The organism is Flavobacterium inviolabile (assembly GCF_013389455.1).
GTDB lineage: Bacteria > Bacteroidota > Bacteroidia > Flavobacteriales > Flavobacteriaceae > Flavobacterium > Flavobacterium inviolabile.
In genome coordinates this window covers 242731-258449 of record NZ_CP058278.1, presented here as the reverse complement: position 1 = coordinate 258449, position 15719 = coordinate 242731, and the positions used below count along the sequence as shown (strand labels likewise).

The 15719-nt window shown below is 40.0% G+C and carries 16 protein-coding genes and 1 tRNA gene; 8 read left to right on the top strand and 9 right to left on the bottom strand.

Annotation, left to right across the window (positions count from 1 at the left end):
• Window positions 1-2 precede the first annotated feature (2 nt).
• Window positions 3-78, top strand: a tRNA-Gly gene (locus HW120_RS01125).
• Between the two features lie 44 nt (window positions 79-122).
• On the opposite strand, the gene pepE is transcribed toward HW120_RS01125, so the two are convergent.
• Window positions 123-830 carry a dipeptidase PepE gene (gene pepE, locus HW120_RS01120; RefSeq protein ID WP_177730051.1) on the bottom strand — a complete coding sequence of 236 codons (708 nt, stop codon included), beginning with the start codon at window positions 828-830 and terminating at the stop codon, window positions 123-125.
• Between the two features lie 166 nt (window positions 831-996).
• Between pepE and HW120_RS01115 the strand changes: the two genes are divergently transcribed.
• The 7 genes from HW120_RS01115 (at window position 997) to HW120_RS01085 (ending at window position 7092) form a co-directional block, all read left to right on the top strand.
• Window positions 997-1743 (top strand): carboxypeptidase-like regulatory domain-containing protein, encoded by a 747-nt coding sequence (locus tag HW120_RS01115; RefSeq protein WP_177730050.1) that lies wholly within the window; start codon window positions 997-999, stop codon window positions 1741-1743.
• A 37-nt stretch (window positions 1744-1780) separates the two neighbouring features.
• Window positions 1781-2524 carry a carboxypeptidase-like regulatory domain-containing protein gene (locus HW120_RS01110; RefSeq protein WP_177730049.1) on the top strand — a complete coding sequence of 248 codons (744 nt, stop codon included), beginning with the start codon at window positions 1781-1783 and terminating at the stop codon, window positions 2522-2524.
• Window positions 2514-3308 carry a peptidase associated/transthyretin-like domain-containing protein gene (locus HW120_RS01105; protein ID WP_177730048.1) on the top strand — a complete coding sequence of 265 codons (795 nt, stop codon included), beginning with the start codon at window positions 2514-2516 and terminating at the stop codon, window positions 3306-3308. The genes HW120_RS01110 and HW120_RS01105 overlap by 11 nt, the downstream gene beginning before the upstream one ends.
• Window positions 3309-3323: 15 nt before the next feature.
• The gene (locus tag HW120_RS01100; protein WP_177730047.1) at window positions 3324-3827 is read left to right on the top strand and encodes a DUF6702 family protein; all 504 of its coding nucleotides are present in this window, start codon (window positions 3324-3326) and stop codon (window positions 3825-3827) included.
• A 23-nt stretch (window positions 3828-3850) separates the two neighbouring features.
• Complete coding sequence (locus tag HW120_RS01095; RefSeq protein ID WP_177730046.1) at window positions 3851-6121, top strand: M1 family metallopeptidase; 2271 nt, start codon at window positions 3851-3853, stop codon at window positions 6119-6121.
• A gap of 111 nt (window positions 6122-6232) precedes the next feature.
• Window positions 6233-6526 carry a Sec-independent protein translocase subunit TatA/TatB gene (locus HW120_RS01090; RefSeq protein ID WP_177730045.1) on the top strand — a complete coding sequence of 98 codons (294 nt, stop codon included), beginning with the start codon at window positions 6233-6235 and terminating at the stop codon, window positions 6524-6526.
• Window positions 6526-7092: a phosphatase PAP2 family protein gene (locus HW120_RS01085; protein ID WP_177736113.1), complete on the top strand. Its 567-nt coding sequence runs from the start codon at window positions 6526-6528 to the stop codon at window positions 7090-7092. The genes HW120_RS01090 and HW120_RS01085 overlap by 1 nt, the downstream gene beginning before the upstream one ends.
• Before the next feature lie 355 nt (window positions 7093-7447).
• Here the strand turns inward: HW120_RS01085 and HW120_RS01080 are convergent, their stop codons facing one another.
• The 8 genes from HW120_RS01080 to HW120_RS01045 form a co-directional block, all read right to left on the bottom strand.
• Window positions 7448-8125 carry an ABC transporter ATP-binding protein gene (locus HW120_RS01080; RefSeq protein WP_177730044.1) on the bottom strand — a complete coding sequence of 226 codons (678 nt, stop codon included), beginning with the start codon at window positions 8123-8125 and terminating at the stop codon, window positions 7448-7450.
• Between the two features lie 25 nt (window positions 8126-8150).
• A complete protein-coding gene (locus HW120_RS01075; RefSeq protein WP_177730043.1) occupies window positions 8151-9392 on the bottom strand; it encodes an ABC transporter permease in 1242 nt (413 codons plus the stop codon).
• Window positions 9393-9444: 52 nt separating this feature from the next.
• Window positions 9445-10554, bottom strand: coding sequence for an efflux RND transporter periplasmic adaptor subunit (locus HW120_RS01070; protein ID WP_177730042.1), 1110 nt, complete (start codon window positions 10552-10554; stop codon window positions 9445-9447).
• Between the two features lie 23 nt (window positions 10555-10577).
• Window positions 10578-11894 (bottom strand): TolC family protein, encoded by a 1317-nt coding sequence (locus HW120_RS01065; RefSeq protein ID WP_177730041.1) that lies wholly within the window; start codon window positions 11892-11894, stop codon window positions 10578-10580.
• Window positions 11895-12016: 122 nt separating this feature from the next.
• On the bottom strand, window positions 12017-12382 hold the full coding sequence (locus tag HW120_RS01060; protein ID WP_177730040.1) for a DUF2147 domain-containing protein: 366 nt from the start codon (window positions 12380-12382) through the stop codon (window positions 12017-12019).
• Window positions 12383-12763: 381 nt separating this feature from the next.
• Window positions 12764-13528 (bottom strand): LytR/AlgR family response regulator transcription factor, encoded by a 765-nt coding sequence (locus HW120_RS01055; RefSeq protein WP_218618735.1) that lies wholly within the window; start codon window positions 13526-13528, stop codon window positions 12764-12766.
• Window positions 13525-14523, bottom strand: coding sequence for a sensor histidine kinase (locus HW120_RS01050; protein ID WP_177730039.1), 999 nt, complete (start codon window positions 14521-14523; stop codon window positions 13525-13527). Before HW120_RS01050 ends, HW120_RS01055 begins: the two co-directional genes overlap by 4 nt.
• A 313-nt stretch (window positions 14524-14836) precedes the next feature.
• On the bottom strand, window positions 14837-15538 hold the full coding sequence (locus HW120_RS01045) for a VIT1/CCC1 transporter family protein (protein ID WP_177730038.1): 702 nt from the start codon (window positions 15536-15538) through the stop codon (window positions 14837-14839).
• Between the last annotated feature and the right edge of the window lie 181 nt (window positions 15539-15719).

Sequence of the window (15719 nt, the reverse complement as noted above, 5' to 3'; positions counted from 1 at the left end):
CTGCGGAAGTAGCTCAGTTGGTAGAGCTCCAGCCTTCCAAGCTGGTTGTCGCGAGTTCGAGCCTCGTCTTCCGCTCCAAAAGAAAACCCGAAACTTAGTTTCGGGTTTTTTGTTTTATAGTCTTATCGTAAATGGCTTAAATCGCTTCCTGTTGCCATTTCTTCCGGCTGCTGGTTGCGTCGGAACAAACGGGCCGTTAAGTCACCTTTTAATGTAATGGTGTCGTTGTTTACAACAAGCCAGCTTCCTTCTCTTAATCCCAGTACCGGTTGGGTATTGAAATGATGAAATTCATTAATCCGGGTTTCGCGGGTTTCACCCATATGTGTGGAATTTACATCCGGATCGAGATAATGCGGATTGATGTTAAACGGAACAAAACCCAGTGTTTTGAAACTTGGCGGATAAACAATAGGCATGTCATTAGTGGTTCCCATTGTTAAACCGCAGATATTGCTTCCTGCCGAAGTGCCTAAATAGGGTGTGCCGTTTTTTACGGCTGTCTCAAGAGCGCCGATAACTTTGGTCTGGTATAATTGGCTTACCAGTAAAAAGGTATTGCCGCCGCCGGTAAAAATTCCTTCTGCTTTTGCTACGGCTTCGATGGGATCTTCAAATTCGTGTAGGCCTTTTACCGCTATATTGATTTTTGAAAAAGCCTCGCTTACTTTTTGGGTATAATCTTCGTGAGAAATACCGCCTGGCCTTGCGTAAGGGATGAAAAGCAGTGTTTTTACGGCTGTAAAATGCGATTGAAGCGCAGGAAGCAGGTATTCTAAATAGCTTCCGCTGTGCAGCGTTGAGGTGCTTGCAATTATTATTTTCTTCATTGTTGTGAGTTCTAAACATTCAAAGATACGTTTTATTAGAAATCGGTGCGAATTCGAAATTCGTATAATTAACATAATTTTACCAAGTTGTTGGCAATAAATTTTGAGAATAAGCCGATACTTTTACCCTGTTAACCGCTATTTATTGCATATTATAAGAATCTGAATGAAGCAACCATTACTCCTTTTTTTACTGTCCTGTTCGTCTTTAGTCTTTTCTCAGAATGAAAAGGCGCTTAAAGGAAAATTAACTGCCGGGAAAGCAGGCGAACTCGAAGGAATTACGATTGCGAATAAACAGACTAAAAAAACGGTTATGTCCGATAAGAACGGCTCTTTTACGATTCGTGGAAATGTAGGGGATACCCTGTATATTTCTGCTGTTCAATACCAGGATCAGCGGTTGGTCCTGCAGGCAATAGACTTTGAAACAATACCCTTTATAGTGCCCTTGACTGTGAAAGTCAGAGCGCTCGATGAGGTAGTGGTAGCAAAACAGACCATTACCTCGGAAAGCCTGGGACTGGTTTCGCCGGGGCAAAAAAAATATACTACGGCGGAAAGAAGGCTGAAAACGGCCGGCGATTTTAAACCAATACAGCTGTTGGGGCTTTTGGGCGGACAGCTGCCTTTTGATCCTATTTTGAATGCTATATCGGGTAAAACAACAAGGCTTAAAAAAGAGTTGGAAGTGGAAAGGCGGGAACTCCTGACCTTAAAACTGCAGTATTGGTTTAAAGAAGATTATCTGGTTGAAGAACTGAAAATTCCAAAAGAAAATATCGACGGTTTCTGGATATATACCCTGGATGATTTGCCGTTTAAAAATGCCGTGAAAAGCCAGAACAAAACCCTGGCAACGTTTTTGGTTACAGAACTGGCTGTAAAATACCTGAAAATAATCGCTGAATAAGTTGTTGCCCGCCGGATTTTTTTTCCTGATACTCAATATGAAAAGAATATTTCCTTTGTTTTTGTTGCTATTTTCTGTAACTTCATGGTCGCAGAGCCAAACCGTTCTGAAAGGTAAGATCATGGCGAATTATACCGATCTCGATGGGGTGCATGTGATTAATAAAAATACGGAAAAGGCAGTAGTAACAGAGAATGGAGGATATTTTGCCATTCATGCCCAGCCTAACGATACCCTGATAATTTCTGCCGTTCAGTTTAAAGGGAAAAAGATTAAACTGGAAGAAAAAGATTTTAAGGAAACCGTTTTTTATATCAAACTGGAAGTAATGGTGCGGCAGCTGAGTGAAGTGGTAATTAATCCTTATGGAAAAATTACTTCCGAAAGTCTGGGACTGGTTCCCAGAGGACAAAAAAAATATACTCCGGCAGAAAGAAAGCTAAAAACCGCTTCCGGTGTGGATGCCCAGCTGGGGTTAAGCAGTTCGGCTTCCCTGGATCCGCTGCTTAACTGGTTTTCCGGCAGAACATCAATGCTGAAGAAAGAACTGGAAGTAGAGAAAAAAGAAGTATTCCGGAGCAGGCTGGAAGGCATGTATGAAGAAGATTATTTTGTGAATACCTTGAAAATTCCGGAAGAATATGTACAGGGATTTATTTTTTATGCCGTAGAAAACGAACGATTTACAGCGGCCATAAAAGCAAAGAATAAAACATTGGCCACCTTTTTATTAAACGAGTTAGCTGTGCAATACAAAAAAATAATCACCGATGAAAAATAAGCTGCTTCTGATTTTATTGTTCTGCTCCTTTTTAGGATTCTCCCAGAATACCGACAGAGAATTGCTAAGAGGGAAAATTTTTATTGACAGCCTGGATGTGGATAACATCACGGTCTTAAATACAGCAACGAAAAACAAGGCAGTGACCGACAAAGCCGGTGCCTTTCAAATTTATGCCAGGGCAAAAGACACACTGGTTTTTACCAGTCTGTCGTTTAGTCCGCTGCTCATAGTACTGGAAAAGCGGGATTTCGATCTGGAAGAACTGAAACTGAAACTACAGGTGGAAGTTAACCAGCTGAATGAAGTGATTGTAAAACGGCTTTCGGGCGATCTGGAGCGCGATACCCAGAAACTGAAAGACCGGAATGTGAAGGTTGCTGTAACCCAGAAAATGCTGTTTGATACCGACTTTAAACCCGATTATCTTTCCAAGCCGGCAGAAGCTCCGTTAATTACACACCTGAGCCCGCTAACGGGAGTCGACTTTATAAAAGTGGGTGCTTTAATAGGTAAACTGTTTAAAAGTACCCGGAAAGAAGGCAAAAAAGAAACACAGTTTATTACCGATAAGATTTTTGCGGATGCCGTCAGGGAAAAGCTGTCTGATAGTTTTTTTACCAATGTCCTGAAACTTAAAAAAGAGCAGATCGGGCCATTCCTGACCTACTGTGATGCAGGCGACGCGAACAGGGCGCTTTTAGCCCCTCAGAAAGAGTTTGAACTTATCGACTTTTTAATCAGTAAGAGTAATGAGTATCGTTTGTTGCAGAAAAAGAATTAATTCTATCTTTGAAGCATGATAAAAATGCTGCGATACGGACTTTTGATAGTACTTTTTACAGGACTCAGCGCTATGAGCCTGCATAAATTCTATGTTTCTATTTTCCAGATGAATTATGTCCCGGAGAAAAAGACCATGCAGATTACGGCAAGGATTTTTACAGATGATTTAGAGAAAGCGCTGGAGAAAAAAAGTAAAAAGAAAATTTACCTGGCAACGCCTAAAGAAGCCCCGGAAACAGAAGAATTACTAAAAAAATACCTGGCTGAAAAGGTGCGCATCAAAATCAACAATACCGAAAAAACAATCCGGTTTTTAGGAAGAGAAACAGAAGACGATGTGGAGATCTGTTACCTTACGGTGCCGGTATCTGAAAAAATAAACACCCTGGAAGTTTACAATACAGTGCTGACGGAAATTTTTCCGGACCAGCAAAATATAATTCATACCAGTGTTAACAGTAACAAAAAGAGTCTTTTGCTTACTAATAGTAAACCAAAAGAACTTATCGAATATTAGAACTTAATAAAGTGATTCAGATTATGAAAAAATCGACCTCTATTTTTTCAATATTGGCATTAGCAATTCCGTTAATTACTATTGCTCAGGAAACAAAAAATACAGACAAGAAACGGGAGCCGGGGCATTATGACACGAATAAGTTCAGTCAGATGTACACACAAATGGCAACCCCTAATATGTTCCGAACGGCTTCCGGTGCACCCGGACCGGCTTACTACCAGCAGCAGGCAGATTATAAAATGAACATTGAGCTGGATGATAAGAATACCAGGCTAAGCGGTGAAGAAACCATCACGTATTATAACAATTCTCCCGATCCGTTAACGTATTTATGGGTGCAATTGGATCAGAACGAAAAGAAACCGGATTCCAAATCCCCGTTAGTGGCCGATCAGCGAATGAACGGTGCGCTGACTCCTGACGGTTTTGCCAAGAATTTTTTACAGGAGCCTTTCCAGGGTGGTCATAACATCGAGTTTGTTAAGGATGCCAAAGGAAATCCGATGAAATACATCATCAACCAGACGATGATGCGTATTGATCTGGACAAGCCTCTTAATAAGGGAGAAAAGATCTCATTTTCCATCAAATGGTGGTACAACATTAATAACTACCGCGTTGACGGTGGTCGTTCCGGATATGAACATTTCGAAAAAGACGGGAATAATCTGTATGTAATTGCACAGTTTTACCCGAGAATGGCGGTTTATAACGATGTGGAAGGATGGCAGAACATGCAGTTTTGGGGAGAAGGGGAATTTGCATTGCCTTTCGGGAATTTTGAAGTGAATATTACAGTACCGGCCGATCATGTCATGGAAGGAACCGGTGATCTGATGAACAGAAAAGAGGTTTTAACGGCAGAACAGTTGCGCAGGTATGAACTGGCGGAGAAATCGTATGACAATCCGGTTGTAGTGGTCACCCAGTCGGAGGCTGAACAGCGTTCCAAAACCTTTTCCGATAAAAAGAAAACCTGGAAATTTAAAGCGACGAACGTAAGGGATTTTGCTTTTTCGACTTCGAGAAAGTTTATCTATGATGCGATGGCCGTTAAAATAGGCGGAAAAAATGTAATGGCAATTTCCTTATATCCGCCGGAATCCAATCCGTTGTGGGAACAATATTCGACCAGAGTGGTAGCCCATACGCTAAAAAGCTATTCCAGCTATACTTTCGATTATCCGTATCCGAAAGCCGTGTCTATCTCGGCAGAAGACCAGGGAATGGAATATCCGATGATTTGCTGGAACTACGGACGTCCGGATGAAAAAGGTTATGTGAGTGAGCGTATCAAATATGGTATGATGGGTGTTATTATCCATGAAGTAGGACACAATTTCTTTCCGATGATCGTCAATTCCGATGAGCGGCAATGGACCTGGATGGACGAAGGGTTAAATACCTTCCTGGAATATTTAACAGAACAAAGCTGGGATAAAAATTTCCCTTCGAGCAGAGGTCCGGCAGCGAAGATCGTACCGTATATGAGCGGCGACCAGAAGTTCCTGGAGCCGATTATGTCTAACTCGGAAACGATCCATCAGTTTGGCGCTAACGCCTATGCCAAACCGGCTACAGGCTTAAACATACTGCGGGAAACGATTATGGGAAGAGAATTGTTTGACCATGCTTTCAGAACGTATGCCAACCGCTGGAAATTCAAACATCCAACGCCGGAAGATTTCTTCAGAACCATGGAAGATGCCTCGGCAGTAGACCTGGATTGGTTCTGGAAAGGATGGTTTTATTTGACCGATTATGTGGATATCGGAATCAAAGAAGTAAAACAATTCTATGTTTCAGATGTGCCAACGAAAGAGATGAAAGATTTTGCAGCAAAAAGAGGACGTTTCCTTCAGGACAACGGACCGTTTGTATATATGGTTTCGGATAAGAGCGAAGACTTTAAAGCCGATATGAAAAAACCGTTTGCAATACAGGATGTGAAACCTTTAAGCGATTATGTTGATGGCTTGTCGGCAGACGAGCGAAAAGCATTAAAAGCTCCGAAATATTTCTATGAGGTAGAATTTGACAAACCGGGCGGAATGATGATGCCAATCATTGTTGAATTACAGTTTGAAGACGGGTCCAAGGAGCTGCACCATTTCCCGGTTCAGATCTGGAGAAAAGGAAATCAGACAGCAAAACGTGTTTTTGCAACCGGAAAACCCGTTAAAAAAATACAGCTGGATCCGAAGCTGGAAACAGCAGATATTGACGTTAGCAACAATGTCTGGCCAAAAGAAGAAGTCAAATCGAAGTTTGATGAATTTGAAAAAAAATAAAAAAAGCACTCGTCAGAGTGCTTTTTTGTGTTAATAAAAATCAAAAACAGGGGAGTTAAACTAATCTAACTTTGTAAATTTGCTACTTTATAACTTTCAAACCGGAAAAAAATGTTTGGTATAGGAGGCGGAGAAATTTTCTTCATAATATTAGTGGTCTTGATGTTGTTTGGTTCTGATAAGGTTCCTGAAATTGCGCGTACGCTTGGAAAAGGTATGGCACAGATAAAGAATGCTACGAACGATATTAAAAACGAAATTCAGAAAAGTGCGGAAGAGAACGGTATAACGAAGGATTTGGATTTTACGAAAGACCTGGATTTTACAAGCGGCATTACAAAAGAAATTGAAAAAGCCAAAGAAGATATTGAAGATATTTCCGGACCTATCAAAAGACAAATGTAATCTTGGAGCATATAATTGAGCTGGACAAGCAACTTCTCGTTTTTTTAAATAGCCTTGGCTCCGAAAACTTTGACGGACTCTGGCTGATCATTACCAAACAATTGTACTGGACACCCATCTTCCTGTATGTGTTTTACCTGCTGCAAAAGAAACTGGGATGGAAGCACTTACTATTGGTAATCGTGTTTTTAGCTTTGCTGATCGCTTTTACAGATCAGGTTACCAATCTGGTGAAGAATAGCGTACAGCGTTTGCGTCCTTGCAATGACCCGGAAATTAAAGACATTATCAGAGCGGTAAAACCAAGCTCGTCATTTAGCTACTTTTCAGGGCATGCTGCTAACTCTATAGCGTCGACAACCTTTATTGTGTTAATCCTGAGAAAGTACTATAAATATGCCTTTTTGTTCTTCCTGTTCCCGCTGATATTTGCATACAGCAGAATTTATCTGGGACTGCATTTTCCGGGTGATATCCTTTCCGGATATATTTTCGGAATCTGTACCGGGTATTTGTTTTCAAAAGGGTATGAAGCCTATAGAAAGAAGTATTTTCCGGATATTTGATATGAGATACAATATCGTAAATCAAACTTCAAATTTAAGGGGCAATTAGCAAGGGGTAAAAGGCAAGCCTTGTATTGCGGAAGCTGATAGCTGTAAATTATATGTATGATATAAGATATATGAAGTATGAAGTACGCCTATCGTATATCAAACTTCAAACCTCAACTTTAAGAGGCAATTAGCAAGGGGTAAAAGCAAATCTTGATTGCGGAAGCTGGTTGCTGTAAATTATATGTATGATATAAGATATATGAAGTATGGATATCGTATATCAAACTTCAAACCTCAACTTTAAGGGGCAATTAGCAAGGGGTAAAAGGCAAATCTTGATTGCGAGCTGGTTGCTGTAAATTAGTTATAACGGCATTATTTTTCCATCTACCATTTCAATAATTCGATCACAGTTGGCAGCAAATTCCTCATCGTGGGTGACGGCTATAATTGTCTGCCCTCGCTCTTTTGCCAATTGTCGGAAGATATCGAAAACAATCGCTGTATTTTTTGAATCCAGATTGCCGGTAGGCTCATCGCCCATAATGATTGCCGGTTCATTGATCAACGCTCTGGCGATAGCCACTCTTTGTTGCTGACCACCGGATATTTTAGAAGCTTTCTTTGTTTCGTGTCCTTTGACATCCAATAAGGTTAAGAGTTCCATTGCCTTTGCTTCTATTTCTTCCTTTGATTTTTTCCCGAGCTTCAATGCCGGTAACATTACATTGTCCAGTACAGAGAACTCCGGTAACAGATAATGAAACTGGAACACAAAACCGATATGTTCGTTTCTGAACCTTGAGAGTTGATTTTGTGTAAGCCCCGTTACTGTTGTTCCATTAATGGCAATGTTGCCCTCATAATCGGTATCCATTGTGGAAAGCAGGTAAAGCAGGGTGGATTTGCCAGAACCGGATTTTCCAACAATGGCAACAAACTCACCCCGCTCTATTTCAAAACTCACGTCCTTTAATACCTGAAATGTTTCAGGCTCGTGGAAATATTTGTTTATTCCTTTTGCTGACAAAGCTATATTCATTTCCTTAAGATATTGGTGTTAAGCATTAACCTCTGAGTATTTCCACAGGATCTACTTTCGAAGCTTTTTTGGCAGGGATATATCCGGCGATAAATGTAATGATCATCCCAAAGACCATCGCCATTATATAATCAATCGGACGATAAGAAACCGGTAGTGTATCAAATGACGCTATGCTGAAAGGGATGTGGTCAACAATGAAAGCAATACTAAACCCTAATAACAAACCAACAAAGCCTCCTATAAAACCGATAACAATGGATTGCATCAGGAAAATCCGCACAATGTCTTTGCCATCGAACCCTATGGCTTTTAGTATCGCTATTTCACGCATTTTCTCGTTGACGGTCATACTCATAATATTATAAATTCCAAAACCGGCTACAATTAATATGGTGAGTGAAACAGTAATTGCCATGGTATCCCGCAGAATATTGGCTGATTCCAATTGTCCGTTACCTTCCTGCCAGGCTTCCGTTTTATAACTGATATAAGGACGAAGCGTATTGGCAACAATTTGGGCATCATTGTAATTCTTTATATTGGCTAATACTTCTGTTGCGTAACTTTTATTCTTTGACAACAACTGCCTTGCTGTATTGATGGATATCATTGCCCGGCTTTTATCTACATTGCCCGAGCCGGTCTGTATCAGGCCAATCACTTTAAGTATTTTGTTAACTCCGTCCGATGTTGAAAGCATAACATTGTCTCCTACCGCTGCATTAAGCTTTTCTGCCAACCCGGTTCCCAATACTACAGCATCAGAACGTCTGTCCAGTTCGTACAAATCCCCCTCAGTCATATACTGTACACTATTGAACATCTGAATTTCATTAGTCACATCTATACCCGAAAGGGTACTGCTTATTTTGGTTACCCCATTTCTGAAAAACACATTCTGGTTCACCTGTTCGGTAACAGCAACAATTTCCGTGTTTTTTTGCAGTAACTGTTTTACCTCATCCGCATTCCTTATTCCTTCAGTATAATTGATGTGTTTGACGTTACTTACATTACGGATGGTATCATCGCTGCTATTCAATAGAAAAGCTTTTGAAGGAGATCCCCCCAGATCATTATACACCTTTATATGGGCCATTGACGTAAACGTAATTTCAGTTTGTGCGCTGTTTACGCCGTTCATGAAACTATTCATAAAAATGTACATTGAAATGCCAAATGTGACGCTTAGTACTGCAACAATCAGTTGTCTTACTTTTGAGGTAAGATGCACCCAGGATATTTTTGTATTTACGCTCGTCATTTCTTTTCTTTTTAATAAGCTTTCGCTACGGTTAGCCAAGTATCCGTACCCTTTATTTTGTCTTTTTTTCCTTTGGTAAAAGAATAATATCCTGTTCGGTTAGCCCTGATTTTACCTCTACCCAACTTCCTAAATTTTGCCCGGTTTTGATGGCTCTTTCTGTTCCGTCCTTTAGCTCTACAAAACGACCTCTCACCAGAGCTGATGATGGAATGACCAAAACATTTCTGATAGTTGCCTGATTAATATTTGCCTGCAATTGTGTTCCCGACAGCAGCAGTTTCGGTGGATTCACAAATACAGCTTCTGCAATATAGGATTGCTCTGTCTGGTTGAATTCGGGAAGTATTCTGATAATGGAAGCCGTGAACGTGGTGTCCGGGTAATTATTCATTTGCACGATAACCTGTTGCCCGATATTGATCTTGGTAATATCATCTTCTGCAACAAAGAGCTTCAGGATATGTTTACCGCTGCCAATCTTGGCGATCACCTCGCCTTTACCTACCAATTCCCCTTTCTTTTTAAAAACATCTAATACAATACCCGGTTTATCTGCTTTGACCACATACTCGCTTAACATCGCCTGTTGTGTTTTGACCTGTTGCAAACCTCTGTTAGCATTTAATCGAAGAGCATTCTGTATCTGAATATAATTCTTCTCCAATATCTGAAGGTTAGCTTGCGAAGTTTTGTATTGTAGTTCGGCCTTTTCAAGATCAAGCGGTGATACTGAATTTTTCTTTCTTAAAGCAGCATAACGCTCGTAATTCAGTTTGTCCTGATTAAGCTGCTTTCTGGCGATATCGATCTGTGACTGAATCTGTAATAACTGTGGTGCATCCGGAGTTACATTTTGCAGGGCATCATTGTATGCAATCTGTGCATCCCGCAATTGTGCATCCTGTACGTCGCTTTTTATGCGCACCAGTATCTGGTCTGCCGTCACATTATCCCCTTCATGAATATTCAGCTCCCTAATAATCCCATCCGCCGTACTCGCAATAACGTATTCATTTTCCTGTTCCAGGTGTCCACTCGCAAATACAGCTTGTTGCAGGCTTTTTCTTAAAGGATGCATTTCCTCTTGCTTGTTACATGCCGTAAAGCTGAGGCATATTAACAGCAACGGTATAATGGTTATGATGCTATTTGCTTTCATTGTTTATGGTTAAAAATTTAAAGTTAGAACAGCTTTCGGATGTAAAGCGTATAATAATTGATGTAATAATTACTGAGATTCTGCATATACTGGTTTTGCTCCTGAAGTAAATCCTTGAATTTATCCAACCGTTCATCCAGCCCGATAATGCCACTTTCGTACCTGTTTTTTGAATGGTTGTCATTCCTGTATTGGAGTCTCAGAATTTCCTCCTGCTTCTTTAAATCTTCAGTACTCTGCCTGAATTGTATCTTCAGATTGTCGTCTTCCTTTTGGGCTGTAAGTTTCTTGTTGTCCAGCACTTGCTGCTGCTGACGATATTGTATCCGGGATTGAACAACTTTTTCTCTTGTGGACAGACCATTGAAAACAGGAATATCCAGTTTGACATTCCAGAAATGCTGGGGTAGATTATTAGCGCTGGAAAGGTCAAACATTTTATCCATGGCCCAATTCCGGTTGAATTGGTAACCTATTGTAAATGTAGGATATTGCATTGATCTTGCTCCTTCCAGCTGCCGTCTGTTCAGTTCCAATTGGGCTTGCTCTATCTGCACATCCGGAGCGACAGTACTAATAACTTCTTCCTGCTCTAAATCGGGCTGAACTGCAGAAAGCTCATCCGTCAGAATAAGACTATCTGTAGAATTCAATTGGGACTGCAATTGATTATACAATTGCCCTAAAGAGGAAGAAAGACTGCTAACCTGCTGTTCCGTCTGCATTTGCTGGATTTTGCTGCGATTGAGGTTTTCTTCAGTAAAGATTCCTGCTTCATATTTATCTTCTGCAATTTTATAGATACTGTCTGATGCTGTAATATTGCTTTCGCATATTTTTATATACTTCTTGGTAAGTAAAATAGAATAGTAGGTTTGCGCAAGCTGGTTATACGTCTGGTATCTTGCCTTGACGGTATTGGCCTCATTTAGCTTTTGTGTCGCTTCCGTCGTTTTTATAGCAAACCACTTTTGAAAGTTGACGATATCCCAGTTTGCCTGCACGCCTGTGCTGTACATGTATTTTTTACCGAAAGTGTACTCATTGAAAGTCCCCGCAGGAGCACCCGGGTTAAACAGGTTTGCAGGAACCAGCGTAGGCTGGAGAATGATGTTGTCATTAAACCCGGCAAAACCATTAACCGACGGTAGTAAAGCCGCTTTCGTTGCCCTGCTCTTTGATTCTGCAATTTTTTCCTGGTGCATGGCACTCTGTATGCTGATTGCATTTCGATCAGCATAGTCCAATACTTCCTTTAATGTAGAAAATCGTAATTGTGCCTGGGTGTTAAGGCCACCGGCACAGATCAAAAGGATTATAATGAGTAATTTGGATTTCATCGCTATTCCGTTACGCTATTTTTGCTTTAAATATAAAAATGAAGAATGGAGGGTAATTTTGGACACGGTAAAAAACGAAAAAGAATGGTAAAGCCTTCGTTTAAAAGTTTTTTTGTTTTCTTCTATTTTATTCTTGTCCATATTTGCGATTTGTTTATGAATCCAATCTTTACCGTCAATTCAATTGAACCATCGTTTTTTATCCTGAGCCTGCAAGGATAGCTTTTGCCCTTTTTAGGGAAATTCACCTTCCCATTGTATATGCCATTGCTATAGATAATATCGGTAATCTGATTTTTACCAACAATGCTCTCGTCGGGGGCTTTCCGGATTATGGCATTATAACTGATACCAGTGTTTACAAATTCCACAACGCGGGTTTTGTCTTCATTTGTCCATTTTCCCAAAACAGCATCCCGACTGTTTTGTGTCTGTTTAGGAACAAAAAATGTGGCAATAATAAAGACTGCCAGATAGAAAGTTTTCATTGCTTCCTCATTTAAAATATGATGCAATTTGGGTATTCTATTATATTTCTTAAAGCGGTTATTGGTCAAAGCAGGCAAACTGCTCTTTGAGGCAGGCATTACAGGTAAAAAAAATACCATCGTACTTACTTTAGAACTGCATTTGCCGGGAAGTGTTAATGATCATTCTTATTTGTAGTAATAGGCAATAAATCAGTGTGTTATTCTTGTATATGTCAATTCTGGTTGGCTGCATTGATGTCCACGATAATACTGTAGGGAGAGCAGTAGTGGTGAAAAGGTTGTCTTCTTTATTTTTTGATAATTTTAAAAATGGACGATTACAAGCTATACCAGGTGTTTGTTAATTTATCCATAAAAATGAGCAGTCAACATAATGTTTTAAGCTCTCTCCAGCCAATGTAAAAATTCAGCTGCTTTAGCTTTGCTTACGACGATGTCTTCCGGGGTTTTTACCGTTAGCTTGATGACCAGTTTCCGGGCAAAGAACCTTTCAGCATTTGCAACGGCGGCCCTGTTAATCAGAAACTGGCGGTTGGCCCTGAAAAATACTGTCGGGTCCAGCACTTTGTTAAGTTCCTCAAGTTTTCCGGAAAGATAATATCGCTGGCCATTTAGGGTTGTGATGTTCACTATTGTTTTATCCAGGTAAAAGAACGCAATGTCTTTTACCTGTACAGGTATTATTTTCTCCTTTTGATATACTAACAGGGCTGTTTTGTACTGATGCTTAATCTGTTGAAGTAAACCCGTTAGTTTTTGCCTTTCCTGCAGGGTTTCAAAGGCTGATTTCAGTGAATAGAATTTATCCAATGCTCTTTCAACCTGATTGCGGGTAATGGGCTTTAACAGGTAACTAACCGCGTTGGTATCAAAGGCATTTATCAAATACTCATCAAAAGCTGTACAAAAGATAACAGGACTTTTAATGTCAATCTGGTTGTAAATGTCAAAACATAATCCGTCGGCCAGCTGAATATCCGAAAAGATCAGGTCAGGCTGTTCATTTTCGGCAAACCAATTGAGTGCCTGCTCTATGGAATCCAATGTGGCTAAGATTTGTATGTCGCGGTCTATATGGCCTATCATATTGGCAAGTTCTCTTGCTGATTTGGCTTCGTCTTCGATAATTAACACGTTAATCATATAAGTGGTAATTTTATGGTAAACACTGTATCTTTCTTTTCTATTCCGATTTCCTTACCAAAGAGAAGGTGATAGCGTTGCATCACATTGGCCAGCCCGATACCAGTGGTATGTTGTACGGATGTCTTGGGTTGCAGGTTATTGGTTACTTCCAGCAAATCATTACCGGTATTTTTTATAGCAATCCTCAGTTTTCTTGTTGGCGAAGCAATATTGTGTTTAATAGCATTTTCAACCAGAAGCTGGAGCGTGAGCGGTGGTATTTTCTTATTAAAGACCTGCTCATCTACATTAATAGCTATCTCAATAGCATCTTCCAGCCGCATTTTAATGATATAAAGATAAGAGTCTATAAAATTAAGCTCCTGTTCTATGGTAGCGGTATCAATATTCTTATACCGGAGTACATAACGGTACACATTTGCCAACTCAGAAACATATTCTTTTACACTTTGTTCCTGTGTGAGGGTACTGAGTGTATTGAGCGTATTGAAAAGGAAGTGCGGACTCAGCTGCTCTTTCAATGAGGATATGTTAGCTGCCAGTTGTGCCTGTTTAAGTGCCGCGATCTCAAGCATATTCCGCTGCTTTTCTGATAGTATATGGAGGTAGTAAATAATGAAATAAAATAACCCGCTGATTACTATTCCCCGTAACAGCAATATATATAATCGTTTGCCTCCTTCAGCATCGGGTAATAATAAAGGGTTATCACTTACCAGAGAGAAAATCATATCCAGTAAAAAAACAAAACTACTGACCACGACAATGGAAAAGGCAGCAATTACCCCATTATTGATATTAAATTGTTTCGATTTACTTAATATAAACTGGTGCGCTAACCAGCAGAAAATACAAAAAGTAAAATTATAACCAACGCTTATTATAATAGGATGAAATTCAAACTTTTCCATACGAATCACTCTGGGGAGTGCTGCAATGAGCGACACACCCAATGATACGATCAGGCCGGGAATCCAGTTTTGTTTTTTCACAATAACAAATATAAAGCTTAGTATGCTAATGATACTGCAGGCAAACCGTAGAGCAGGCAAAAACGCATATAAAGCAGACATCTCGCTGCTTATATCTTACGTAGCCTCAATAACGGTTACATTCTTTCAGTATTGATGTTGTATGCATAATAAAGCGTCCGTTTAATCCGGGAATATATAACCACCGAAAGCGGGCAGGCACCATTGTTGCCGAATTGCCACCTCAGAGCTTTCTATCTAATTTTTACATATAGAGTTGGGGAGATTGTCGGTAAATACCAATGTACTCCGTTTATATGACTATATTTTTAAATTAAAGATTTACACCAAAAAGATAGCCTGCAAATGCGGAAAGTCCCATTGCAATTGTTCCCCAAATGGTGATTCTTATCATGGCTTTTAAGGGGCTTGAGCCACCTGTTTTTGCAGCGGTAATCCCTAAAATTATAAGAAAAATGATAGTAAATCCATATAGCCAGTATTCCATGCCTTTTACCGGTGCAAAAAGAATTACTAATAAAGGTAATAGACCGCCACCTGTAAAAGCTGCCCCTGATGCTAATGCTGCCTGTATGGGTTTTGCCTTACTGATTTCGTTAATACCCAGTTCGTCTCTGATATGTGTCCCTAACGCATCTGCTTCTGTTAACTCTATTGCGACCTGCATCGCTGTTTCCTTCTTTAAGCCTCTTCTTTCATAAATTTGAGACAATAGCTTCAGCTCTTCTTCCGGCATCTCTTTAAGCTCTTTTCTCTCTCTTTCAATGTCACCTTTCTCAATATCAGTTTGAGAACTAACAGAAACATATTCACCTGCCGCCATTGACAATGCACCCGCTACAAGTCCGGCGACTGTTGCCAGAACAATGGGCTCCCTTGCTGTACTTGCTGCTGCAACACCGATTGCAAGACTGGAAATGGAAATAATTCCGTCATTTGCTCCAAGAACGGCTGCCCGTAACCAGTTACTTTTGTGGATGTAATGGTTGTCTAAATAGTTATCTATAGTGATCATGGTATCAGGTTTAGTATATTAAAAGTACTCATTTTAATGATACACCCTAATTAAAAACGAGAGGTAAAAGGCAAGTTTTGATTGTGGAAACTGATTGCTGTAGATTATATAAGATATATGGATGTCGTATATTGAACTTTTAACCTCGTATATCAACTTTAAGGGGTAATTGGCAAGAGGT

Excerpts from the sequence above, each read along its gene's own strand:
- HW120_RS01115 (WP_177730050.1), top strand. The coding sequence starts at position 997 with ATGAAGCAACCATTACTCCTTTTTTTACTGTCCTGTTCGTCTTTAGTC.
- HW120_RS01090 (WP_177730045.1), top strand. The coding sequence starts at position 6,233 with ATGTTTGGTATAGGAGGCGGAGAAATTTTCTTCATAATATTAGTGGTC.
- HW120_RS01060 (WP_177730040.1), bottom strand. The coding sequence starts at position 12,382 with ATGAAAACTTTCTATCTGGCAGTCTTTATTATTGCCACATTTTTTGTT.
- HW120_RS01075 (WP_177730043.1), bottom strand. The coding sequence starts at position 9,392 with ATGACGAGCGTAAATACAAAAATATCCTGGGTGCATCTTACCTCAAAA.
- HW120_RS01110 (WP_177730049.1), top strand. The coding sequence starts at position 1,781 with ATGAAAAGAATATTTCCTTTGTTTTTGTTGCTATTTTCTGTAACTTCA.
- pepE (WP_177730051.1), bottom strand. The coding sequence starts at position 830 with ATGAAGAAAATAATAATTGCAAGCACCTCAACGCTGCACAGCGGAAGC.
- HW120_RS01105 (WP_177730048.1), top strand. The coding sequence starts at position 2,514 with ATGAAAAATAAGCTGCTTCTGATTTTATTGTTCTGCTCCTTTTTAGGA.
- HW120_RS01080 (WP_177730044.1), bottom strand. The coding sequence starts at position 8,125 with ATGAATATAGCTTTGTCAGCAAAAGGAATAAACAAATATTTCCACGAG.
- HW120_RS01070 (WP_177730042.1), bottom strand. The coding sequence starts at position 10,554 with ATGAAAGCAAATAGCATCATAACCATTATACCGTTGCTGTTAATATGC.
- HW120_RS01100 (WP_177730047.1), top strand. The coding sequence starts at position 3,324 with ATGATAAAAATGCTGCGATACGGACTTTTGATAGTACTTTTTACAGGA.
- HW120_RS01055 (WP_218618735.1), bottom strand. The coding sequence starts at position 13,528 with ATGATTAACGTGTTAATTATCGAAGACGAAGCCAAATCAGCAAGAGAA.
- HW120_RS01045 (WP_177730038.1), bottom strand. The coding sequence starts at position 15,538 with ATGATCACTATAGATAACTATTTAGACAACCATTACATCCACAAAAGT.
- HW120_RS01065 (WP_177730041.1), bottom strand. The coding sequence starts at position 11,894 with ATGAAATCCAAATTACTCATTATAATCCTTTTGATCTGTGCCGGTGGC.
- HW120_RS01095 (WP_177730046.1), top strand. The coding sequence starts at position 3,851 with ATGAAAAAATCGACCTCTATTTTTTCAATATTGGCATTAGCAATTCCG.